Below are 22903 nucleotides of genomic sequence, written 5' to 3'. Positions count from 1 at the left end.
TGGATGATTATCGTGCCCAAGCAAGGTATACAACTGCACCATATCACATCTTGGGGAAATGAGCCTCACGATGACCCGGATACGCCAGAAGAATATCGTGTGAATTCAGAACCGCACCATCATCATTATGATCCGGAAAATAGAAAGAATCGTTGTGATAATTGGGATGTCAGGTGCTTGAGAGATGCTTTTGAATTTGTCAAAACGTATATTGAAAGCGGAGAACCATATACAGGCCATCGTTGACAGTGGGATACGCCGTCTAGTCTCCGCCTGGGGGTAGACGGAAGAAGACAATCAGGCTGACCCAACGCGGAGCCGGTTACGGGGCGCCGCTCGGGTGACATCAAAACTGTGACTACACCCGTAGAAGCCTATATTGCGTTATCTTCGGACAGGGGTTCGACTCCCCTCGCCTCCATATGTACGATCAGAAGCGGCCACCGATTGGTGGTCATTTTTGTATTTGATTTCTTCGCGGCCGAGTCTTTGGAAATAATCGTGTTCCAAAGAGATGCAAACAGAAAAAGGACCGTAAATCCTCTCAATCAAATTTCATAAATCTTAATGTAACCATTCCCTGTACAAGCTCGTCTAACTACCGCATAAACAAATCCCCAATACAGATCCCAGCGAAAGGAGTTCTTGCCGTGAGCGCGATTATGCGAATGGTGATTCAGACCGACTACGACGGAGCCCAAAATTCCGGAAATGCAGAAAGTTTTCAAGTATCCGCTGTATATGCGTACGATGAAGACGAGTACGAAACAGAACTGACGAGTCGGATCGATCGAAACAAATTTTATCGTTCCGTCCGAGATGTCGCGACAGATTTAGACTTACATCCCGACAGTCTGGATATTGAAGAGGAATATCTGGAGAAATAGATTGGAAGGCATGTGACCGAAAAAGCGCAAATCAAATAGCTAAAATACGTCTGCAAAAATTCGTTTGAAAGAGGCGCCGGAGGAATATCCGATCTACCGCGATATCTCGCATAGCTCGGTCAAGTCTTTAATCCTCTGACTGAAATTTCGTTCCCCTCGCTTTTTCATATATCCGAGGACAAACAGGCCGCGAGCATTTCGATGTTCGACGGTCTTTTTTTGCCTTATACCCTCCCCCTATAACCAGCCATACCTTCTTCGTCTACTCACCTCCGCCCACAACGATGCTACAATGAAGTGCATTCAATCGTTTCGATTCTATCCGATCACATACACTTACAAATACGCAACTACCCAAGGAGGCACACCCCCATGACCGATAAATTTCAAATCGTAGGCAGCTTACTGCGCCCGGACGATCTTCTCAAATATAAAACGCAAATCGAACACCGCGACGATATCCAGTACCCGTTCTACCAAGAATTCGAAGGCTACGAGCAGTGCGAAGCCCATGCGATCGACTCCGTCGTGCAGGACCAAATCAAACACGACCTCTCGATCATCACCGACGGCGAGTACTCGAAATCCATGTGGCACCTCGACTTCGTATGGGGCTTTGACGGGATCGACCGTTACATCGCGGATCACGGCTACTTCTTCCGCGACACGGACGGCAGCTCCAAATACGAGACGCGCAAAGACATCGGGCTGCGTATCACGGGCGAGCTGAGCGGCAAAAACCACCACTTTATCAAATCGTTCAAACAGCTTAAAGACAGCGCGGGTGATCGCGAGACCAAGCTCTGCGTACCATCCCCGTCCCACATCTTCGGCGAACTGTCGTGGTCGGACAATATCGGCGGCACGGATTCCGTCTACAAAGATGCAAAAGAGCTGAAAGCCGGACTCGTCAAAGCGTACAAAGAGTTCGTTCAAGACTTCGCGGACGCGGGCGGAGAAATTCTTCAGTTCGACGACTGCCTATGGGAGCTGTTCGCGGACGATAACCCGAATTCCCCATACACGGGCGAGAACATCGACCAGGAGCAGGTACAGGCGCTCGCGGCCGAGTTCATCGACATCAACAACACGGTGATCGACTTCGGGCACGAGCTGGGTCTGAAAATGTGGACGCACAACTGCCGCGGCAACTACGATTCGCGCAACATGGGCGGCGGCTCGTACGTGAAGATCGCGAACCTGTTCCTGAAGCAGCTGAAATACGACCGTTTCTTCCTGGAGTGGGACGACGAGCGCGCAGGTTCCCTGGAAGCGCTGGAAGTGTTCAAAGACAAGCCAAACACCGAGATCGTACTCGGCCTGCTGTCTTCCAAAACGAGCACCCTCGACGACGAAGAGCGCGTACTGCGTTTGCTGGACGAAGCATCCACCATCATCGACAAAGACCGCCTGCTCCTGTCCCACCAATGCGGCTTCGCATCCTGCGACGGCGGCAACGAACTGAGCCAGGCTGAGCAGTGGGCGAAGATCGATCAAGGCCAAAAAATCGCGAAGCAATACTGGGCCAAGTAACATCCGATCTGCAAACGGCAGGCTTTCGAAGAAAGACACGTCGGAAGCAGGTGTTACTACCTTTCTCTAAAGCCAAAAAGACACCCTCACGGGTGTCTCAACGTGTCGAGAAAATTCGACGTACCTGGAAGCGAGAAGACGGAGAGAGAAATTCAGTGAAAGACGCCTTTGAACTTGGAAAACTACATCTTAAATTTCAATCCAGTTTTCCAAGTGAGACAGCGTCTTGTGAAGCATTTCGAAGAAATGCACTTCGGAAGCCTATGCTGGCAATTTCTCTCGCAGTCTTCTCGCTTCCCGCGTCGAAGCTCCTTTCTCGACAACCTCAGACACCCTCACGGGTGTCTTTTTCTATTCCCATCCTCCATAAAACTTCGTGCGATTTTGCCTCCCAACCGATTCTTCCGTATAATGATAGGCTAACGCAAATTGCTTTAGGAGGACATCATGGACTTTATCAGAAATCACCTTCAAGGCTACGGCATGAGCGACACGATGGTTACTTACCTGTCCAACATCATCATGGTGCTGTTCATCGCCGCGGTCTCCGTCATTGCCAACCTGATCACCAAAAAAATCGTGCTGAACGTGATCGCCCGAATCGTTCGCAAAGACCGTCATAAGTGGGGCGCGATCGTGCTGGAGAAAAACGTGCTGCACAAGCTGTCGCATCTCGTTCCGGCGATCATTATCTACTTTTCCGCTTGGTCGTTCCCGACGTATCAGGTCTTGATCGAACGGTTGGCCGCGGTCTATATGATCGTGGTGACAATCATGGCGGTCAATGCGCTGCTTAACGCGTTCGACGAGATCTACCGCTCGTTCGAAGTCTCCAAGATCCGCCCGATCAAGGGTTATATCCAGGTCATGAAGATCGTACTGTTCATCATCGGCGGAATCTTGTGCGTAGCCGGCTTGATCGGACAGAATCCCCTGATTATTCTGAGCGGCCTCGGCGCGCTGTCGGCGGTGCTGATGCTGGTATTCAAAGACTCCATTTTGGGGCTGGTCGCCGGCGTGCAGCTCTCGTCCAACGACATGGTGCGGGTAGGCGACTGGATCGAGATGCCGAACTACAATGCGGACGGCGACGTCATCGATATTACGCTGAACACGGTCAAAGTCATGAATTTCGACAAAACGATCACGATGATTCCGAGTTACGCCCTCATTTCGGATTCGTTCCGCAACTGGCGCAGCATGCAGATGTCCGGCGGCAGGCGGATCAAGCGAAGCATTCAGATCGATACGAGCAGCATCGGATTTTGTACGGAAGACATGATCGCCGAATTCAGAAAGATCCATTATTTGTCCGATTATCTGGCAAGAAGAACGAACGAAATCGAAGAGTATAACCGGGAGCACGGGATCAACCGGAGAGAGAGTCCGGTGAACGGGCGGCAGCTGACGAACGTCGGCGTTTTCCGGGAGTACGTCACGCAGTACCTGCGCCATCATCCGGGGATCAACCAGAATATGACGCTGATGGTACGACAGCTGGCACCGGGAGACAACGGGCTTCCGCTGGAGATTTACGCGTTCAGCGGCGATACGGCTTGGGCGGTATACGAGACCGTACAGGCGGATATTTTTGATCATATTTTCGCCGTAGCGCCTATGTTCGGCTTGCGCGTTTTCCAAAATCCTACCGGACACGATATCGTGGGTATGCAGGATAAGCGAAGCGGTAGCCAATCAAATAGCATTGAAGCGGAGATTGGATAAAGGTGTATTTTGAAGCGTAACATTCGTCTGACCGTTAGTTGTTTTTATTGGGATCGTACCCTGGTTTCTGTTCAGAAATCAGGGTTTTTGCATGAAAAACTTTCAGAAAAAGAGGAGAAACACGCAATGAACAAACTACTTTTTTTCGAAAAATCAGTTCTAAAAACATATTGAAACTAAAATGAAACCCAAAAAAATAGATTTTTTTCTCTTTTTAATCATTCTTGTGAAAAACAGAGTATATGCGAGTATATTTAAGAATAAATAAGTTCCATTTTTCTCATTCGTTTTCAGAAAACGGTCAAAATCTCCATGTCAGTTTGTGATCTTCGCGAAGGTTTGTTAACCTATATACCGTTGTTAACTTGATGGATGCAAGAAAATCATTCGTCAAATGTCGTCCAACATTCCGCGGAATCGACAAGCACCAGCCGGCGCAAAAACGATTGTTACGAAGGGGATTGCAAATGATGAACAAAACAAAAAAATGGATGACTCTGGGCAGTCTGGCTGCCGTATTAGCGTTGGGCGCATGTTCGTCCTCGAACCCGACTACGAGCGCGGAGAGCCAAACGGCGGGAGATCGACTGAACTATACGATTACCGGTACCGAACCGGGAGCGGGCTTGATGCGTTTGACCGCGCAAGCGATGGAAGATTACGAGCTGTCGGACTGGACGCTGTCGGAAAGTTCGTCCGCCGCCATGACCGCTGCGCTCGACAAAGCCTACAAAAAAGAAGAACCGATCGTCATTACCGCTTGGACGCCGCACTGGATGTTCAACACTTACGATCTCAAATATCTGGACGATCCGAAAAAGACCTACGGCGAGCCCGAAGAAATTCATACGATCGCGCGCCTGGGGCTGGAAGCGGATCACCCGACGGGTTACGAGTTCCTGGACCGCTTCAACTGGACCGCCGACGATATGGGCGAAGTCATGATCGCGATTCAGGATGGGAAAAGTCCGGAACAGGCTGCGGCTGAATGGGTGGATAGTCACGAGACCGAAGTGAACGCATGGATCGAAGGACTGGAGCCTGTGGAGGGAGACAACTTCACGCTCGCGTTCGTAGCCTGGGATTCCGAGATCGCCAGCACCAACGTTGTCGCTCATGTACTGAATGAAAAACTGGGCTATAACGCCAACATGATGCAGGTCGAGATCGGCCCGATGTGGATCGGCGTCGCCGACGGCAGCGTGGACGCGATCGTAGCCGCCTGGCTGCCGATCACGCATGAAGACTATTGGGAAAAGTATAAAGCCAAGCTCGACGACCTCGGCGCGAACATGGTCGACGTCAAATCGGGATTGGCCGTGCCGACTTATATGGAAGACGTGAATTCGATCGAGGATTTGAAGTCTTAAAAGTCAGGTTACTCGTTTCGAAGGAAATAGTTTAAACTGAAGTTAAGCAGAATTATCGATAAAGGGCGCCTGCGGGCGTCTTTTTCTATGCCTATCCTTTTTGATTCATAACCAACTCGTTAAGGAGAGACATGACTTATGAACCCTAAATTTTCAACTCAACCCGATATCCGACAAGCGACCGCCGACCATTTCCCGCATCTGGCCCAACTCTGGCTTGAAGCATCGCTATCGGCTCATTCCTTCATCGAATCAGCCTACTGGACAGCCAATAAACAAGCCATGGAATCGCAATACCTGCCGTCTTCCGAAGTTCATATCTGCGTACATAACGACTCCGTCGTCGGCTTCATCGCCATGGTCGACAACTACCTCGCCGCCCTATTCATCGACCCTTCCCGACAGGGCAGCGGTTACGGCAAACTTCTGCTGAACTATGCCAAAAGCAACCGCGATGTGATCACCCTGAACGTGTTCGCCCGCAACGAAAACGCGATAGCCTTTTACCGGAAACAAGGCTTCTCGATCCGCTCCGAACAAATCGACGAACCGACAGACGAACTTGAATACGTGATGACTTGGCAGCGCAGCGAGCCTTCTTTCTGATTTCTGAATACCAGCCTTTGTTCTAATCTATGAATGATGCTTTCATGAAAAGGAACTTTCTTAATTTATATAATTTCTTTGGAATATCCTCTTCTTGCCGAAGCACATAGCGGAGGGGGACATTCAGTGCAGGAGCTGAAGCCTTTCGAAGAAAGGCACTTCGTAAGCATAAACTAACGAATGTCCCCCGCAGCGCCATGCTTCATAACGAATAGGATTTTCCCCTTCCCTGCAACAGACTTCCCCTTCCCTGCAACAGACTTCCCCTTTCCTGCAACAAACCGCAAAATCCTCCCCCTATCCCTTTGTCCGCGTTACCATTAACCCATAAACCAGAAAGGAGCCCCGGCATGAAATTCATATTCGAAGCCGACGAGGCGCTTGCGCCCGGCACGGCCAAAGTCGTCACCCATCCCGAAGAACGCTCGCGCTGGACGCCGATCCGCCAAGCCCTTCAACAAGCGGAGGAAAAAGTCGGACTCATCAACGCCGCTAACGACCGCGTCGTCCAAGTCTCACCGACGCAGATCGCCGCAATCGTCTCCGAAGACCGCATGTGCGGCGTCACGCTCATCACCGGAGAACGCTATCTGCTCAACAAGCGCCTCAAAGCCGCCGAAGAAGACTTTGCTCCGCCGCGTTTCCTGCGAATTAACAACACCACGATCGTCGGAGCCGCGCATATTCAAGCATTTTCGTCCGCCGCCCATGCCCGTATCGAAGTATCGCTCACCGACGGCTCCCGCCACACGGTCAGCCGCTTTTACATCCAACAATTCAGGAGGAATTTCACATGATCGTTCAACTTCGCCAATCGTTTTTCCAAGTCTTCACGATGTCGCTGCTTTGGATCGTTTTGCTGCTCACGTTCTTTTATCGGGGAGAAACGGTCGGGATCGGCTACCTCTGGAACGTCGTCGGCATCGCCGCCATCTGCGCCGCGCTGTTCGGGGTGATGTACGACGCGTTGTGGAACCATCTGACGCTCAAACCGCTGTGGAACATCGCGATCTCGTCGTTGCTGTCGATCGGGGGAGCCATGCTGGGAATCCTGCTCTTTTCAAAAGAACTGTACGATCTGCTTCTTCCTTGGCTGTGGGGGATGGTAATCCTGTCGCTCGTGCTGCATACGCTCGGCTTTTACGTCTACGCCCGAATCGAAAGCCGCAAACAAGCCGACGAGCTGAACGCCAAGCTGAAATAATCGACAACTTCGCGAAAAAGTTTGCAAACCTATCCCGGATATTGACTCTATGCCCTGTATGCGTATACAAAAATGTGGCATATTGATAAGGTAGCTCTATAGGCTCGACATACCCCTTTATCCAGGAGGAATTTTGCAATGACGAATGAATTTAACTCAACTTTTCTCGAAACGCCTGAAATCCGCTCCGCTTTGACCCTACTGTACGGCGAAGCTCAGCTTTCCGAGCAAACGGCGCGTTACCAAAACGTGCTGGACGCTTACGCGCAAACTTACGGAGCCGAGCAGGTCAAACTGTTCAGCGCGCCGGGACGGACGGAGATCGGCGGCAACCATACGGATCATAACCACGGAAAAGTGCTGACCGGCAGCATCGACCTCGACACCATCGCCGCCGCGGCCAAAGTCGAAGAAAATGTCATCACGCTGCGCTCGGAAGGCTACGAGAAGCAGTATTCGATCAATCTCGACCAATTGGACATCAGCGCCGAAGACGACGGAACGGCGGGCCTGATTCGCGGCATCGCTTCCGGTTTTGCGGAAAAAGGCTACCGGATCGGCGGTTTCAACGCGTACGTATCCAGCAATGTTTACAGCGCGTCGGGCCTCAGCTCGTCGGCGTCGTTCGAGATGCTGATCTGCACGATCCTCAACACCTTTTATAATGAAGGAACACTGAACGCGGTCGAGATGGGCAAGATCGGCAAATACGCGGAAAACAAGTTCTGGAACAAGCCATCCGGCCTGCTGGATCAGATCGCGTGCGCGCACGGCGGCCTGATTTCCATCGACTTCGAAAACCCGGAGGAGCCGCATATCGAGCCGGTCACGTACCGCTTCGACCAGGACGGATATGCGCTCGTCATCGTTAATACCGGCGGCAACCATGCGGATCTGACGGAAGATTACGCAGCCGTGCCGGAGGAGATGTTCGCCGTGGCCGAGCTGCTCGGCACGAAATACTGCCGCGGCACGTCGCCGGACGAACTGTACGCCCGCCTGCCGGAAATCCGCGAAAAAGCGGGCGACCGTGCCGTATTGCGCGCGCTGCATTTCTTCGAAGAAAACGATCGGGTAGACGGCCAATTGGAAGCGCTGCGCAACAATGACCTTCAGGCGTTCCTTCCGCTGATTACGGAATCCGGCAATTCGTCGTGGAAATGGCTGCAAAACGTATACCGCCCGTCCGTGACCCGTCAGCAGGAAGTAGCGATCGCGTTGGCGATTACGGAACGTTACATCAAGCAGCTCGGAAAAGGCGCTTGCCGCGTTCACGGAGGAGGCTTTGCCGGCGTCATTCTGGCGATTCTGCCTCAAGATGCCGTGAAAGTCTATCAAGACCTGATCCAAAGCACGCTGGGCACGGAGTCGTTGGAAATTCAGGTTCGCGCGCACGGCGCCGTTTGCCTGGATGACGTGAAGTAAAAAGGAGTTCGTTCGCATGAGTTTAAGCGCAAGCCGCAAAAACGTTCCGCAGGACGTCGTGATCGAGCAGGTAACGAAAAATTTCGTCTGCCGCACACTGTGGAGCGAAGGCAGACCTTGCTTGGAATATACGAGCGAGGAGCAGCTGCGGGAGATCGAGACGTACGTGCGGAGACAGTTCGACTGGGATCTGTACGACGTATTTTTCACCGCGGTGCCGACGTTGGATGAAGAATAGGACGGGTCAGCAGAGGATCGAATAGATGCTGCATTCATATCTCTGTAAAAAAACAAACAACAACAAAACCGAGCCGCGGAAGAAATTCCGTCGGCTCGTTTTGTTGCGACCGTTTTATGCACTGTTACGGTCGATCTACCTTTCAAAGCAAGACCCGCCGCTTACCGCTGGTCGGCCCTTTTCCACCAAGACATCGTACCGAGCGCCCCGATCCCGAACAGAAGAATCAGAATCGCGTAACTGGCTGTTCCGAGCGGAAAAGCCGAAGCCGAGGAATCGCTCATCGACAGATGCAGCGCCGGGATCGACCAAGGCAAATAGGCTCCGAGCGCGGTCGGTCCGGCGGTCAAAGCGACCATCAGCGTGGTAAAAGCGTACGCGATCGGAACCAGGTACCCGCGCGAGATGCTGGCCAGCAGCGCGACCGGCGAGCAAAGCAGCAGATGGAACGCGGCAATAAGCAGCAGCCCGCCGAGCTGATCGGCGATAATGCGCCAAGACAAGCCGGGCACGCCGATCAGCAGGCCGAGCAGCAGCGAGAAGCCGAAGATCGTAAGCGTCGCGACCAAGCACCAACCTATGATTACGAAGCCTTTGGCGATTACGATTGTGGTGCGGGAGACCGGCAGCGCCAGCAGGTCCTTCACTGTGCGGTCCGCGTACTCCCGTCCGAACACCCAAGCGGTCATCGTGCCGAAGCCCATCAGGCCGAAGACGGAAGCGAACAAAAACGTCATATTGCCCAAATGCTCGTTCCAATCCGCCCCGCCGGAACGGATGCCGGTGACGAACAACAGAAAGACCAGCATCCCCCACAGTACCGGCGAACGGCTTAATTTTCGATTTTCGACGTACACGGCATTCCATAGCGATCTCATTGCGAAGCCCTCCTTTTAATAAACATCATTGGCCCACCCGCTGCAAAAAGTACGATTCCAGACCTTCTTCGTTCACGGTCAGCTCCGCCAACGGAAGATCCGCGCCGACCAGCAGCTTGGCTATAAGTTCGGGCTGCCGGATCGCGGATTCGTCCGAAATCTCGATCGTACCATCATCCGCGAGTTGTATTGCGTAACCGGATTGCCGCAGCAGCTCGCTTGCTATTTCTTCTTTTTCCCGAACCTTCACCGACAGGCGCTTGCGCCGGAGCTGTTCGAATTGCTGCGAGCTGATCTCCTCAAGCAGCGTGCCGCCGTGGATGATGCCGATCCGGGATGCCAGCTTGGACATTTCCTCTAAAATATGGCTGGAAATAAACACGGTTACGCCTTCTTCCTTGGCCAAATGCCGCAGCAGTTCCCGGATCTGCACGATGCCTGCCGGGTCCAGCGCATTGGTCGGTTCGTCGAGAATGAGAACGGAAGGGTTATGGATCATCGCTTTGGCGAGACCGAGTTTCTGGGCGTTGCCGAGCGAGAGGTTTTTGGCTTTGGTATCGGCGTAACGGGCAAGCTGCAATCGGTCCATGACCGCTTCGGTCGATTGTTTTTCCGGCAGTCCGCGAAGTTTGGCGATCAGTCTCAGATTTTCCCGCACCGTGAAATTCGGGTACGCGTACGGCGTCTCGACCATGTACCCGACCTGCTGCCACAGATCAGCTTTGGCTCCGAGCACGCGTTGTCCGTTGATATGCGCTTCGCCGGAAGTCGGCGCGATCATGCCCAGCAGCATGCGGATCGTGGTTGTTTTTCCGGCTCCGTTCAGACCCAAAAAGCCGTAAATTTCTCCCCGATACACATTCAGCGATATATCCTGCAAAACTGAATAGTCCCCGTATCGTTTGGTCAGGGATTCCGTGCGAATGATCTCCTGCATGATTGTTCCTCCTTATGGATCATTTCATTAACTGAACGTTCGTTGAGTTAAATTTCGAAAAAAAGGAGCACCGAAGTGCCTGTTCCTTTTTTCCTTTTTGCTTGCTGCTTGCCGTCGGTTTATTTCGCCCATAGCTCCGCATAGAACTCGGATAGCTTGATCGCTTCGGACGGCTCCAACTCGGCGTTCCTCAGCAGCTTCTGAATGATCGTGAACACGATATGCGCCAAAAACTGCGAGGAAGCGAGCGAGAAATCCATGTGCCGAATCTCGCCTTGTTCCGCGCGCCGCGACAGATAGCCCGACATCGCTTCGAACGGAAGGGTGGTCAGGCCGTCGAGCGCTTCTTTTTGTTCGTCGTTCAACAGCGAGCGCTCGCGGATCAGAATTTGAAAATAAGCTTGGTCTTCCGTGAGTTTTTGCGCCAACCCTGTAATCAGTTCGGCAAGCGCATCAGTCAGGGGAAGATCGGTTTTCGCGAAAATCTCTCGGAAAACAAGCACGATGCCGCCGATCCGTTCTTCCTGCGCCGTTTGCAGCACGGTGGTCAAAATTTCGAATTTTCCGCCGGGGAAATAGTGGTACGTCAACGCGTCCGCCATGCCGATTGCTTTGTTCAGCTCCCGCATGGACACGGCGTGATACCCTTTTTCCGCAAAAAGCCGTTTGGCCGCTTGAAGGATCTGCTGCTTGCGCTGAGCGGCTTGAAGGTCCCGGCTGGTCATGCGTTTTCCGGTTTGTTTGGATTCCATAAACATGTCCTCATTTCACTAAACGTTCGTTGAACCAATAGTAAATCCATTTTCCTGCCAAGTCAACCGCGGATTTTGCTCCGGCTCATCGAAAATGCTATCGTAGAATCATACGAGAGGAGGGCTTTTTCCTATGACAACGAATATTCCGAACATCCAATTGAATGACGGACTCGAGATTCCGGCGATCGGCCTCGGCACGTATTCCATGAACGGTTTTGCGGGCGCGGAGTCGATCAAAAGCGGCATCGAGTCGGGCTATCGGCTGATCGATTCGGCTTTTAACTATGAAAACGAAGGTGCGGTTGGCAGGGCGGTGCGCGAAGCTTCCGTGCCCCGCGACCAGCTGCGGATCTGCTCGAAGCTGCCGGGGCGCCATCATGCTTACGACAAAGCGCTGGTCACCATCGAAGAATCGCTGCTGCGGACAGGGCTCGACTATTTCGATTTGTACATCATCCATTGGCCGAACCCGAAGCAGGGCAAATACGTCGAAGCCTGGCAGGCCATGATCGAAGCGAAAAAGCGCGGCTACGTGCGTTCGATCGGCGTCAGCAACTTTTTACCGGAGCACCTGGATAAGATCGTGAGCGAAACGGGCGTCGCGCCGAGCCTCAACCAGGTGGAGCTGCATCCGTATTTCGAGCAGGCGGTTCAGCGCGAGGCAAATGCCAAGCACGGAACGGTCACCGAATCGTGGAGCCCGCTCGGACGGGGCAAAGGCGACGGCGTGCTGGAGGATGCGGCGGTGAAGGCGATCGCAAACGAGTATGGCAAAACGCCGACCCAAGTGGTGCTTCGCTGGCACACCCAACTGGGCTCGATTCCGATCCCGAAGGCAAGCTCGTTGAAGCATCAGCAGGAGAATCTGGATATTTTCGGTTTCGAGCTGACGGCGGAGCAGATGAAGACAATTTCGGCGTTTAGTAAAGATAATCGGCGGTTGTGGGGACAAGACCCGGCGGAGTATGAGGAGTTTTGATTTTTTGAACTTAATATATTTGAAAAAATCCAAGAATCTATCTTGGATTTTTTATTTGATAAAACATAAAAGTTAATCAGGAAGCATTGAAACTTGAATCAAAAGTTACCGTAATCATTATTGATATCCATCGTATGAACATTTAATTTTAAAATCAAAATTTGAAGTGGAGGGTTTTTTTATTGTAGAACTCATTTTTGAGAATGCTAAAATATTATTTCGGGTCTTCTTTTGGATTATAGTCGTAGCATTTGTTATGAAAATTCTTTGTTCTTTTATCGGCATTATTGTTACTCCTAAAATGAAAAAAGGATTATCGGAATTTAAGGACTCTTCAATTTTTGATTTTTTTTTAAAGATCATTCTGCCTATGGGAGTTATTACGATCATAATTTCTGTTCAGCAAAAATTTTCATTGATCGAATTGGGCAAAGAAGAAAATCGGCTGTCTCTTGTTATCGCATTGCTTACTCTATACGGTATACTGTATGCATTTATTCAATTCACTATTAGCTATGCTCAACAAAATAGTCAGGATCAGTACTGGGGAAGAAGTATAGCTAAAGGTCCGTTCATAAAAAGCCTGAATTTACAAATTTTCAAATCAGGATTTTTCAGCCTTTTGTTAGGATACGTTTCGATTTTTGTTTTGCTACAGGGGAGTTTTGCTTCTTTTGGGTTCTTAGATTTTTTACCGGATAAATTTCTGGAAAGTTTTTGGGAAGCGAGTTTTTTGATAGTTTTTTCTCTTTGCGTGTATGTATTTATAAAAGGTCTTCAAGGTCTGCAAATGATGTTAATGATGCCTTTGGAAAAAAGACCAAAATTGTACAAAGATATCGAAACACAAGTGACTGCGCAATACATTAAATTGTTTAAAGATTGTCTGCAGGCTGGGGATCAAAATTATTTTGTTGAAGTGCTCTTTCAAGACGTAGAGAAAATAGAGGCAAAAGAAAAGCATGCAATGTTGACGCATGTCATGGAAGAAATATTGGACTCGGATATTTTTTACAAAAAACCAGCAAAAAAAATACTTTGGTTTGAAGATAATGGATACGCAAATGAAATGAGAAAGAGAGCGTCGTTTGTTCTCAGATTGGAGGGCGCTTTTTTTGAAAAAATCGAAAAATGTTCATTCTCTATTGAATTTAAAGATCTAGTAGGTTTGTACACCAAAAGTCACAAAATTATAGATAATCTTTTAGAGCTTCAATTGCAAAGTTATAAAAACTTAGATCATTTCACAGAATTAATGGAAACATATCAGGATCATAGGAGAAACATATTTTTTAAAAATTTTACTTATTTTATTATTCCTTTAACAATTATAAATCAAATTAAGGGTATTGAAGAAGTCGAATACCTTCATGAACAAATGAAAAAGACAACGGGCTATAAAATTTTCTTGAAACTTTGTCGTATTGAAAAGTTAGAATTAAACGAGCAAGAAATTGAATTTTTAAAAGCTTATAAAGAGTATTGGCATTCAATTTTACTAGCCTGTCAGCCGTATGTTTATGAATTAGAATCTCAAAGATATGATTTTTTATTTTCGCGTTGGGACAACGGTCGTTATTCAAGAAATGCCGAAGAAGATAAGGAGAATGAAGAATACGAGTTTTTGAAAGAAGAAACGTATTGGTTTGTGACAGATTTAGCTCCTTCTTCAGAAAATAAAAAATACATTACATTCCTTATGAATAAGTTAGGTTACGCCTACAAAGTATCTATGATTTTTTATCATATGTTAGATACTGAATTCCATCAGGGTTGGAAGAAGGAAGTTCTTTACTTTTACCAAATGTTTCAAAGCTGTATGAATAGTAAACCGATTAAAAATGATGAAAAAACGATTCTTTTTGTACATGAAAAAATTCAAAATGAACGTAGTAATATTGGGCATAAAATTGATTTGAATCTTGTTCGCTGGATTTTTGATCATATTGCAATTGAGAAATTAAAACCTATTATTTTAAAAGATTTGGAAGATTGCTTGAGAAAAAATTATATTTCGTATTCGTTATTGCTAAAATTCAATTTTATTTTTTTACAAAGTCGTAGTTATCTTTTCGATTTTTATAAAGAAGTTGAACATTATACATTTGAACAAAGCAATCATGTAGAAGATTGGAGAATATCTACCTTATGCGAGCTTATTGAAACTCCGGAGCTATTAAAAGAAGGGTTCTTCAAACAACATATTTATCAACTTTGCAAAAGAGATTCTTTTAACTTTTCTCTTATCGATTTAAATCGAAGTTTTGAGGTTTTTTATATTAATCCGCACTTGAATGTATCTGCAGAAAATTTTGAAGATATCATTCACAGTGTCGCTGGAGATGGAATTATTGAATTTTTAATTTTGAATTTGCACAAAGAAAACTATTTTTATTTGATGCATGGCCAAAACAGATTAAACTTCAGAAAAAAAATTGAAAGAATTATAGACTACAAAGGATTATCTGTTAAAGAGTATGTTCAAGAACTCACTAATCGTGCTCGTGAGATATCTGATTTTCGAGTTATGTCTCCGCGTATTGCCTTTATTATTGAAAAGAAGTTAGAAACCATCCTCTATAGCCATGTGTAACCCTTTCCCATTCCCCTTCGTATAACCCGTTAACGATTCGCACCACGACTAAAACCTAAGGGGAATGACTATGAGTTTGACATCATCAATCGAAGATCCCGGATCGATACGGCCGCCTGCGGCTCTCGAAGATCGGGCGCGCGAAGCGTATCGAAGGTCGGAACTTCGCGCCGAGCACTATTTGCAAGAGCTGACGGAACGCGTGCGAAGCGGCAGGTATGCGACCGAGCTGACGGAAGATTTCCGCGTGTGGAAAAGAAGCCATATCCGCCCGTGGCCGGCGCGTTTGTTCGGCAGCCGGCACGGCTCGGAGCCGCGCGACTATGACCGTTACATCCAATGGATGGACGCTGCCGGCAAGCTGGACGACTACCTGGAGCGCAGCGTGTCTTATCTGTACATGCGGGATCTGGGGCGCGCGCTGGATGATACGGATACGCAAAGCCGCGTTCGTCGAACGGCGGGCAGTCTCAAGCGTTCTCTTTTGAACGGCGAACAGCACGAAGGAATGCCGACGGACGGTTTCGACACGGCCGGGTTGTACCGCTGGGGCCAACAGGAAAGCATTGAGGACACGGTCATCTGGATGATTGCCAAAATGAAGCGCGTGTCCGAGAACATTCCGGAAGGCATGAACGCGGAGCAAGCCCAGCGCAAGCTGCTGAAGATCATCGCGGGCGTGGTGCTGCATGCGCGGGAAGAGATGGACGAGCATACGCCGAAAGAAGAGCGGTCGCGCCGCATGGACGAAGCGGTACGGCTCGGATACTCGTACGGATTGACGTACCCGTTCGTCGATGACCTGCTCGATTCGACGCTGCTGACCGACGACGAGAAGGCGAGTTACTCCGATCTGATCCGAAGCGCGCTGCTGACCGGAACCGTGCCGGAATGGGATGCATGGAGCGGCGCGTTCGAGAGCGGGCATGCCGAGAACTTCGCGCTGATCCGCTATATCCACAGCGAGCTGGGCGAGGCGTTCGAATATATCAAAGGACGGCAGGCAGGCGGAGGCGGCAGCGTCTTTTTCGAGCAGGCATACGTTTTTTTCGAGTCGCAGGACGTGGATCGAAACAAGCGGCTCGAAGCCAACGATTATACGGCAGCTCAGTTGTACGTGCCGGTCATTCTCAAGTCCTCCGGTTCCCGCCTGATCGCCCGCTCGGTCGGACAAGCGGACGAAGACGGCGGTTTTGAGCGGAGAACCTTTTACTACGGGATCTATAACCAGCTCGCCGACGACTTTGCGGATCTGTTCGACGATCTGGATGCGGGAGCGGTGACGCCGTATACGTATTATTGGAAATATCGCGCCGAGCGCCCGGATTTGCCGAACCCGTTCGAGATGTATTGGGCCGTTATCGCGTACCTGATCCGGGACGTATACGGCAGCGACCCCAACACGCGCGAGGTACTGCTGGATCGGGCGATTAACGGGTTGAAAAGGGCGCGTCAGCGCTTGGGCATTCCTCGCTACGAAGAGTTGATGGATATGCTGGCTTCGGGCATGCCGGAATTAAACGCGACCGTTCAGCAAATGGTGAAAAAAGCCGAGGACGTCGAGTTTTTCGACAAGCTGCTGCGCGACCGAATGCTGACCGAGATGAAAAAAGACAGGGAAGATCGCGAACGCTTCCGAACGTTTCTGGACGATATTCGCGCGGAGATCGAACAGGCGCTGCCGATCGCGACCGACTCGCCTGTTCCGGCTGTCGGAGATTCGCTGATCGAGGCTGCGAACTACAGTTTGGCAGGTTCCGGGAAAAGATTGCGTCCGATCTTGGCGAGACTTGTGGCGACAGAAGGCTACGGTTTGGACAAAAAGGCCGTGCGTCCGATGCTGACATCGCTGGAATACCTGCATACCGCCTCGTTGATCTTCGACGATCTGCCGTCGCAGGACAATGCGGATACGCGGAGGGGGCTTCAAACGCTGCATGCCCGTTATGACAGCGCGACGGCCGAACTGTCGGGCCTGCTGCTGATCCAACAAGGCGTGCGCGAACAGTCGTCTTTGCAAGGTTTTAAAGCTGAGACGGTACTGGCGTTGATGCATTACTCGGCGCGCAAAGCGGAAGAATTGTGTATGGGCCAGGCTCTGGACCTTAAATCCCGCGGGCAGGTGCTGAGCCTGGAGCGGTTGAACGAGATTTGTTTCTATAAAACAGGCGTGGCGTTCGAAGCCTGTCTCATTATGCCGGCCATGCTCGCGAACGCGCCGGAAGCCGAGCTGGAGCTGATGAAAAAGTTTGCTTACCATGCGGGGATCGCGTTCCAGATTCGGGACGACCTGCTGGACGCGGAAGGAGAAGCGTTGAATCTCGGCAAACCGGCGGGACAGGACGAGGCCAACGGAAGCTCGACGTTCGTTACGGTACTGGGGATCGGCGGCGCCAAACGGGAGATGTGGAACCATTATTGCGAAGCGTCGGACGCGGTACGAGCACTGCCGGAAAGCTTGAGGTTTTTGAAGCATTTGCTGGATTATTTGGTGCAGCGGGAGAAATAAAAGCTTTAAGTCTTTGGGCTTATTAGACAAAAACCCAAAAATAGTCGTATAGCCTCTGGCTAACGGCTTTTTTTGTCGGATTTTGTTTAGATTTTGTTCAGAACGTTCCTATATAATAGCCAAGCTGTCCGAAAATCGGGCTGCGTACATTTATGGAGGGGACGGGAAGTAGTGAAAGCAAGCAAACTGGGCAAGAAAACGACAGCGGCGCTGCTGGCGATATTGCTGGCGGCCGGTCCGGTCTGGCAGAGCGTTCCAAGCGCGGTAGCTGCAGGCACGGGAGGGACCTATTTTACCGATACGGATAACTGGGGAGGCGGCGCGGCGAACACGGCTGCGGACGGGGATCTGGATTACAACTCGGGTGGTCGGATCGACAACGGTCACGGCTTATATCCGATCGAAACGAAGATTCTTAACGTTGATCGTGCGCCGCAAAACAATGTTTATTTGCTTGTACGAGCTTACGATGTAGACGAATACGACGGGAAGTCGGGTACCGGCGAATGGGACAGGGTTTATCTTTCGGCAGATCCGACAACTATTCAATTGGGTGATCGCGGGCGTTCATGGCCGACCGATCGGGGTTGGAACAAAGCGACTTCCAACTACAAAAAAGAATTTCCGCAAAGTGCTTATATCGGGGCTTTATCGGGAAACGACGAAACTTGGAATACCACTGTCCTTAAAGTAGATAAGTCTGTAATTAAGTCGAATAAGGATTATTATGCCGGTGTATCGATCCACGATTACGTAAATTCCAAGTATAATTTCAATCCCAATTGGGTCGTGGAAGTTGATTGGATGCAGCTGGTAATCGATGGCGGCGAGAAGGTCTCGGGCGCGATCGACAAAAGCGACATCGCGATCAAAAAAGGAGAAATCACGGTCGATACAAGCTTCGTACCGAACACTAACGGCAATTTTTCGATGGAAGTCAGCGTTGTGAAGCCTGCGGCGAATGATACGGAAGTCGATCAGAACCTGGATACGAAGAAGAAGCTGTTCAGCGGTGCCAAGACGAACGAACGTCAAACATGGGACGACGTCCAACTAACCGACACCAGCATCGATCCATCGAAAGAGTATGATGTCAACGTCATCTTGTTCGAAGACCGTGGAGGCGGTTCGGGCGACGGAGATACGACCAATCCCGGCAAAGCCCAACACATCTACACCGTATCGACCTTCGATCCGAAGCTGACCAACTTCTCGGAGACGTTGACGCAGTACGATCCGACGGTGTTGAATCCGGACAATTTCAAAAGTCATTACATGAAAATCAACGGAGCGGCCAACGGCGCCAACCTGAACAAGGTGCGTATCGATACGCTGCCTGATCCTGCCAAAGGCAGACTCGTGCTGAACAACGGAACCGATACGCCGACCGAAGTGACCGTAGGCAGCGAGATTCCGGCAGCCGATCTGGAGAAGCTGACATTCGTACCTGCGGCGCAAGGCTTCAGCGGTTCGGCAAGCTTTACTTGGAACGGTTACGACGACGACGAATACGCGGTCTATCCGGGCACGGTTACGCTGACGGCGAACGCGGCACCGCAGGTGGATGCTATTCCGATCGCTGCGGACAAAGGAGACGTCGTCTCGCTGCCGCAGTCCCTTTTCCAAGAAGCTTACAGTGATTCTGCTTCGGAGCAGCTGAGTCGAGTACGCATTCAGAGCCTTCCCGATGGATCGACAGGTAAGCTGGTTCTTGAGAACAACGGGACTTCAACCGAAGTACAGGCAGGCGACGAACTTTCCGGAAGCAACTTAACGAAGCTAAAGTTCGTTCCGGCATCCGGCTTCACGGGAACGGCCGAGTTCGAATGGAACGGTTACGACGGAGCCCAATATGCGCGGGAGGGCGCAAAAGTAACGATTCGCGTCAATGCGCCTCCGACAGCTGGCATGATCAACAAGTCGGGCGCGACGGGTCAAAAGGTAACGTTCAGCCGAAGCGACTTCGCGCTTGCACCGGCCTACGAAGACGCGGAAAACGATGCGCTGACGAAAATCCGCATCGGGCTTCCTGCAAACTTTTCCGAAGAACAGGGAATGCTCTCCTATGAGACGGTTACCGGTTCGGTATATTTGACAGACGGCGCGCCGAACGAGATCGACGCGAACCTGTTGGACACGTTGACCTTCAAGCCTTCGTCCAACCTGCCTAACGGCGGCACGGCATCCTTCTCGTGGGAAGCTTACGACGGCCGACTGTACTCCGAAACGCCGGGTCAAGCCGTGCTTGCGTATAACGGTATGCCGAGCGCGGACGCGGTAGGCGCGAACGCGGAAGAAGGCACGCTTTCGCTGCCGATTACGCTGATCGGCAATGATCCGGAAACGGTCAGCGGGTTGGTATACGGCGTGACCAATGCTCCGGCCAAAGGCGCGCTGACTCCTGCCGATCCTTCCGATCCGAACGGATCGGTCTGGATCTATACGCCGGACGCCGAATTCGCCTTCGGAACCGATACGTTTACGTACACGGTAACAGACGAGGACGGTCAGGAAAGCGCGCCGGCAACGGTTACGATCCGAATCGACCGCACGCTTGACGGTTGGACAGGGGATAAGCAGCAAGGCGACGCTTCCGTCGTCAAATCCATTCCCGGCCAAGCCTTGAAGCTGTCCGCGGTCAGCTCGCTGCTCGCGGATGAAGTCACGGCGAACGTAAACGGCGTACCGGTGACGCTCACGCTCGCCAATTCGTCGACCTACGCGCAAGAAGGCTACAAGCTGTGGGAAAAATCGACCTTCCTGCTGCCGAACCCGACAAGTGCAGGGAAATACACGGTCACCTACACGGCGAGCGCGGTCGAAAGCCCGCCGTTGCCGTCCGAACCGCTTTCCCGCATGGGCGACAACGATTTTGAAATCCTGAAGATCGATCTGAGCCTGACGGCCGAGCCGGAAGCGATCATCGGCGACGGAGTTTCGAAAACGGAGCTGACCGCCATCCTCAAGGATGCGGACGGCAATCCGGTGCCGGGCATCGAAGTCGCGTTCGATTCGGACGATATCGGTTCGTTCCCGAACGGCGATCGCGCCTTGACGGACACAAACGGCAAGGCGGTCGTGACGTATCAATCAGGCACGATGACCGGATTGACGGAGCAGTCCGTTCCGGTCATTGCCACGGTCAACGATCCTTCGCACGGACTATGGAGGCAAAAAGAAATCCGCGTGGTGTTCCTCCCGGCCGCGATCAAAGGCGTGCTGACGGAAGGCAAAAACAATGCGCGCGTAGCGGGTGCGAGCGTACGCATCACATTGGATATCGACGGCGACGGCGTGATCGAACCCGGCGTTGATTTCGATCAGACGATCACGACAGGCGCTGACGGGGCTTATTACGTTCCGGTTCCGCTGGGCGGGCGCGAATATACGCTGACCGTTACCCGGAACATTGTGGTCGGCGGGGTTCCGACTCCCGTGACCTACGAGCAAAAAGCACAGGTCGGCGCGGCAGGCGTGACCGAAGACGAAGTCTACGATTCGCAAAAAACAGCGGCGGGCGTCGTGTTGTTCAAGCAGCCCGACGGCAGCACGAGCCTGGTCGACAACGCGTTCGTCGCGCATACGTCGGTCTATCTCAAAGACGCTTCCGGTCATTACGTGACCGAAAACGGAGCGCCGAAAGCATTCGCGCTAGGCGCGAAAGGCGTATTCAGCGCGCCGGGTCTGACAATCGGCGACTATGCGCTGGAAATCCGGTACGAGCTTAAGCCGGGCAAAGAAATCACGATCGGCACAAGCACCGTGCACGTGCAGGCGAACGGCGAGATGAACATCTCCCAAGAGCTTGTCGATCCGTACGGCACGATTCGCGATGCTTCGACGAAAGCTTTGATCGAAGGCGCGACCGTAACCCTGTATTACGCGGATACGACGAAAAACCGGACTAACAGCGTTGTGCCGAACACGAAGGTTACGCTGCCTGCGATCCCGGGTTTCGCTCCGAACGACAATGCGAGCCCAGTGCAGTTGAGTGACGTGAATGGCTTCTACGCGTACATGGTTTATCCCGAAACGGATTATTACCTGGTCGTGACGAAAAACGGTTACCTCGCGTACACCAGTCCGATGATCTCGGTCGGTCAGGAAATCGTGCGGCACGATCTGGAGCTGACTCCGATTCCGGCTTCCGTTCCGGCGAACGTTTCGACGCCGGCACCGGTTACGGCTCAGCCCAAGCTTGAATTGAAGTTGACCGTGGATCGCAATCCGGTCAAGGAAAACGAGCAAACGACCCTGACAGTCGATTACCAAAACATTTCTTCCGTTCTCCTCGGCGAAGGCACCATCCGCGTGACTCTTCCCGTCGGTGCGGAAGTCGTGGACAATGACGGCGGTACTCTTCAGGGACGCGATCTGTCTTGGAAGATTCATAACCTGTCCGGAGGCGAATCGGGCAGCTTCAAAGTGACTCTCAAATGGTCGCTTCAGAACGGACCCGAGAAGCGCTATCCGGTAACGGGCAGCTTTATCGGCACTGCGGCTCAATCCAGTGTCGAAGCCAAAGCGCAGTCTGTCGTCAGCATTCAAGTGATGTCCGACCGATTTGAAGATTTGCAGCATCAACGTTATATTCTCGGCTATCCGGACGGTCTGTTCAAAGCCGACCGTTCGCTGACCCGCGCCGAGCTTGCGGCCATCGTGGCGCGTTTGACGGAGAACGTCGATCTCGACGATCCGCTTCCGTTCCGCGACGTGCCGTCCGATCACTGGGCAGCCAACTATATCCGCATTGCGGTAAAACACGGTTACTTCAGCGGTTTCCAAGACGGTACATTCCGTCCGGACAGCAAGGTTAGCCGTGCGGAACTGGCGGCGGTCACGGTTCGGTTCCTGGGCTTGCAGCCTTCCGCATCCCGCGATTCGTCCTTCTCGGACGTGTCGAATACTTGGGCGGCGGCTTCGATCGAGCGTCTGCATGCGGACGGCCTGATTAACGGTTATCCGGACGGCAAGTTCCTGCCGGGCAATCTGATCAAGCGCTCCGAAGCGGTCACGATGCTCAACCGCATGCTGACCCGCGGACCGCTGAACGGACTGACGCAGCAGTTCCCGGATATTCCGGCAACGCACTGGGCTTTCGGCGACGTGCAGGAGGCAACCGTGTCCCATACGTCGAAGCGCAGCGACAGCGGCGAAGTATGGACGGGGACGTTGGAGGATCAGGTGCAATAAAAGACAGAAAAGAACGGACATCGGTTCAATACCGGTGTCCGTTTTTTTGCGACGAAGTTTATTTTGCCTGT

Annotated in this window: 16 protein-coding genes and 1 other RNA gene; 14 read left to right on the top strand and 3 right to left on the bottom strand. The window is 51.5% G+C overall.

Features of this window, described 5'->3' with window-relative positions; all coding sequences use genetic code 11:
- Positions 1–68: 68 nt before the first annotated feature.
- From ssrA to SACSAC_RS09720, 10 genes are all read left to right on the top strand, one after another.
- Positions 69–424, top strand: a transfer-messenger RNA (tmRNA) gene (ssrA, locus tag SACSAC_RS28775).
- Between the two features lie 226 nt (positions 425–650).
- A complete protein-coding gene (locus SACSAC_RS09760; RefSeq protein ID WP_037285708.1) occupies positions 651–887 on the top strand; it encodes a hypothetical protein in 237 nt (78 codons plus the stop codon).
- Between the two features lie 372 nt (positions 888–1259).
- A complete protein-coding gene (locus SACSAC_RS09755) occupies positions 1260–2420 on the top strand; it encodes a cobalamin-independent methionine synthase II family protein (protein ID WP_037285705.1) in 1161 nt (386 codons plus the stop codon).
- Between the two features lie 447 nt (positions 2421–2867).
- The gene (locus SACSAC_RS09750) at positions 2868–4145 is read left to right on the top strand and encodes a mechanosensitive ion channel family protein (protein WP_037285703.1); all 1278 of its coding nucleotides are present in this window, start codon (positions 2868–2870) and stop codon (positions 4143–4145) included.
- 470 nt (positions 4146–4615) lie between these two features.
- Positions 4616–5515: a glycine betaine ABC transporter substrate-binding protein gene (locus tag SACSAC_RS09745; RefSeq protein ID WP_037292568.1), complete on the top strand. Its 900-nt coding sequence runs from the start codon at positions 4616–4618 to the stop codon at positions 5513–5515.
- Between the two features lie 138 nt (positions 5516–5653).
- A complete protein-coding gene (locus SACSAC_RS09740; RefSeq protein ID WP_037285701.1) occupies positions 5654–6121 on the top strand; it encodes a GNAT family N-acetyltransferase in 468 nt (155 codons plus the stop codon).
- 350 nt (positions 6122–6471) lie between these two features.
- Positions 6472–6918, top strand: coding sequence for a LytTR family DNA-binding domain-containing protein (locus tag SACSAC_RS09735; protein ID WP_037285699.1), 447 nt, complete (start codon positions 6472–6474; stop codon positions 6916–6918).
- Positions 6915–7325: a hypothetical protein gene (locus SACSAC_RS09730; RefSeq protein ID WP_037285698.1), complete on the top strand. Its 411-nt coding sequence runs from the start codon at positions 6915–6917 to the stop codon at positions 7323–7325. The genes SACSAC_RS09735 and SACSAC_RS09730 overlap by 4 nt, the downstream gene beginning before the upstream one ends.
- Before the next feature lie 138 nt (positions 7326–7463).
- On the top strand, positions 7464–8750 hold the full coding sequence (locus SACSAC_RS09725) for a galactokinase (RefSeq protein ID WP_037285695.1): 1287 nt from the start codon (positions 7464–7466) through the stop codon (positions 8748–8750).
- A gap of 16 nt (positions 8751–8766) precedes the next feature.
- Positions 8767–8988, top strand: coding sequence for a hypothetical protein (locus SACSAC_RS09720; RefSeq protein ID WP_037285693.1), 222 nt, complete (start codon positions 8767–8769; stop codon positions 8986–8988).
- 161 nt (positions 8989–9149) lie between these two features.
- Here SACSAC_RS09720 and SACSAC_RS09715 read toward each other — a convergent pair whose 3' ends face one another.
- The 3 genes from SACSAC_RS09715 to SACSAC_RS09705 form a co-directional block, all read right to left on the bottom strand.
- Positions 9150–9866, bottom strand: coding sequence for an ABC transporter permease (locus SACSAC_RS09715; RefSeq protein WP_037285690.1), 717 nt, complete (start codon positions 9864–9866; stop codon positions 9150–9152).
- 25 nt (positions 9867–9891) lie between these two features.
- Positions 9892–10803 (bottom strand): ABC transporter ATP-binding protein, encoded by a 912-nt coding sequence (locus SACSAC_RS09710; protein ID WP_037285687.1) that lies wholly within the window; start codon positions 10801–10803, stop codon positions 9892–9894.
- A gap of 119 nt (positions 10804–10922) precedes the next feature.
- Complete coding sequence (locus SACSAC_RS09705; RefSeq protein WP_037285684.1) at positions 10923–11555, bottom strand: TetR/AcrR family transcriptional regulator; 633 nt, start codon at positions 11553–11555, stop codon at positions 10923–10925.
- Between the two features lie 133 nt (positions 11556–11688).
- Here SACSAC_RS09705 and SACSAC_RS09700 point away from each other — a divergent pair, with 133 nt between their 5' ends.
- The 4 genes from SACSAC_RS09700 (at position 11689) to SACSAC_RS09685 (ending at position 22832) form a co-directional block, all read left to right on the top strand.
- Complete coding sequence (locus SACSAC_RS09700; protein WP_037285682.1) at positions 11689–12537, top strand: aldo/keto reductase; 849 nt, start codon at positions 11689–11691, stop codon at positions 12535–12537.
- 166 nt (positions 12538–12703) lie between these two features.
- Positions 12704–15130 (top strand): hypothetical protein, encoded by a 2427-nt coding sequence (locus SACSAC_RS09695; RefSeq protein ID WP_037285680.1) that lies wholly within the window; start codon positions 12704–12706, stop codon positions 15128–15130.
- 70 nt (positions 15131–15200) lie between these two features.
- Positions 15201–17639, top strand: coding sequence for a polyprenyl synthetase family protein (locus SACSAC_RS09690; protein ID WP_051507020.1), 2439 nt, complete (start codon positions 15201–15203; stop codon positions 17637–17639).
- A 171-nt stretch (positions 17640–17810) separates the two neighbouring features.
- On the top strand, positions 17811–22832 hold the full coding sequence (locus SACSAC_RS09685; RefSeq protein WP_037285677.1) for an S-layer homology domain-containing protein: 5022 nt from the start codon (positions 17811–17813) through the stop codon (positions 22830–22832).
- Positions 22833–22903 lie beyond the last annotated feature (71 nt).

The sequence above is a fragment of the Saccharibacillus sacchari DSM 19268 genome (assembly GCF_000585395.1).
GTDB lineage: Bacteria > Bacillota > Bacilli > Paenibacillales > Paenibacillaceae > Saccharibacillus > Saccharibacillus sacchari.
This window is presented reverse-complemented; position numbering and strand designations above follow the sequence as displayed.

What these genes read in the sequence shown, in the direction of transcription:
- SACSAC_RS09755 (WP_037285705.1), top strand. Translation starts at nt 1,260, where the DNA reads ATGACCGATAAATTTCAAATCGTAGGCAGCTTACTGCGCCCGGACGAT.
- SACSAC_RS09750 (WP_037285703.1), top strand. Translation starts at nt 2,868, where the DNA reads ATGGACTTTATCAGAAATCACCTTCAAGGCTACGGCATGAGCGACACG.
- SACSAC_RS09745 (WP_037292568.1), top strand. Translation starts at nt 4,616, where the DNA reads ATGAACAAAACAAAAAAATGGATGACTCTGGGCAGTCTGGCTGCCGTA.
- SACSAC_RS09740 (WP_037285701.1), top strand. Translation starts at nt 5,654, where the DNA reads ATGAACCCTAAATTTTCAACTCAACCCGATATCCGACAAGCGACCGCC.
- SACSAC_RS09735 (WP_037285699.1), top strand. Translation starts at nt 6,472, where the DNA reads ATGAAATTCATATTCGAAGCCGACGAGGCGCTTGCGCCCGGCACGGCC.
- SACSAC_RS09730 (WP_037285698.1), top strand. Translation starts at nt 6,915, where the DNA reads ATGATCGTTCAACTTCGCCAATCGTTTTTCCAAGTCTTCACGATGTCG.
- SACSAC_RS09725 (WP_037285695.1), top strand. Translation starts at nt 7,464, where the DNA reads ATGACGAATGAATTTAACTCAACTTTTCTCGAAACGCCTGAAATCCGC.
- SACSAC_RS09720 (WP_037285693.1), top strand. Translation starts at nt 8,767, where the DNA reads ATGAGTTTAAGCGCAAGCCGCAAAAACGTTCCGCAGGACGTCGTGATC.
- SACSAC_RS09715 (WP_037285690.1), bottom strand. Translation starts at nt 9,866, where the DNA reads ATGAGATCGCTATGGAATGCCGTGTACGTCGAAAATCGAAAATTAAGC.
- SACSAC_RS09710 (WP_037285687.1), bottom strand. Translation starts at nt 10,803, where the DNA reads ATGCAGGAGATCATTCGCACGGAATCCCTGACCAAACGATACGGGGAC.
- SACSAC_RS09705 (WP_037285684.1), bottom strand. Translation starts at nt 11,555, where the DNA reads ATGGAATCCAAACAAACCGGAAAACGCATGACCAGCCGGGACCTTCAA.
- SACSAC_RS09700 (WP_037285682.1), top strand. Translation starts at nt 11,689, where the DNA reads ATGACAACGAATATTCCGAACATCCAATTGAATGACGGACTCGAGATT.
- SACSAC_RS09690 (WP_051507020.1), top strand. Translation starts at nt 15,201, where the DNA reads ATGAGTTTGACATCATCAATCGAAGATCCCGGATCGATACGGCCGCCT.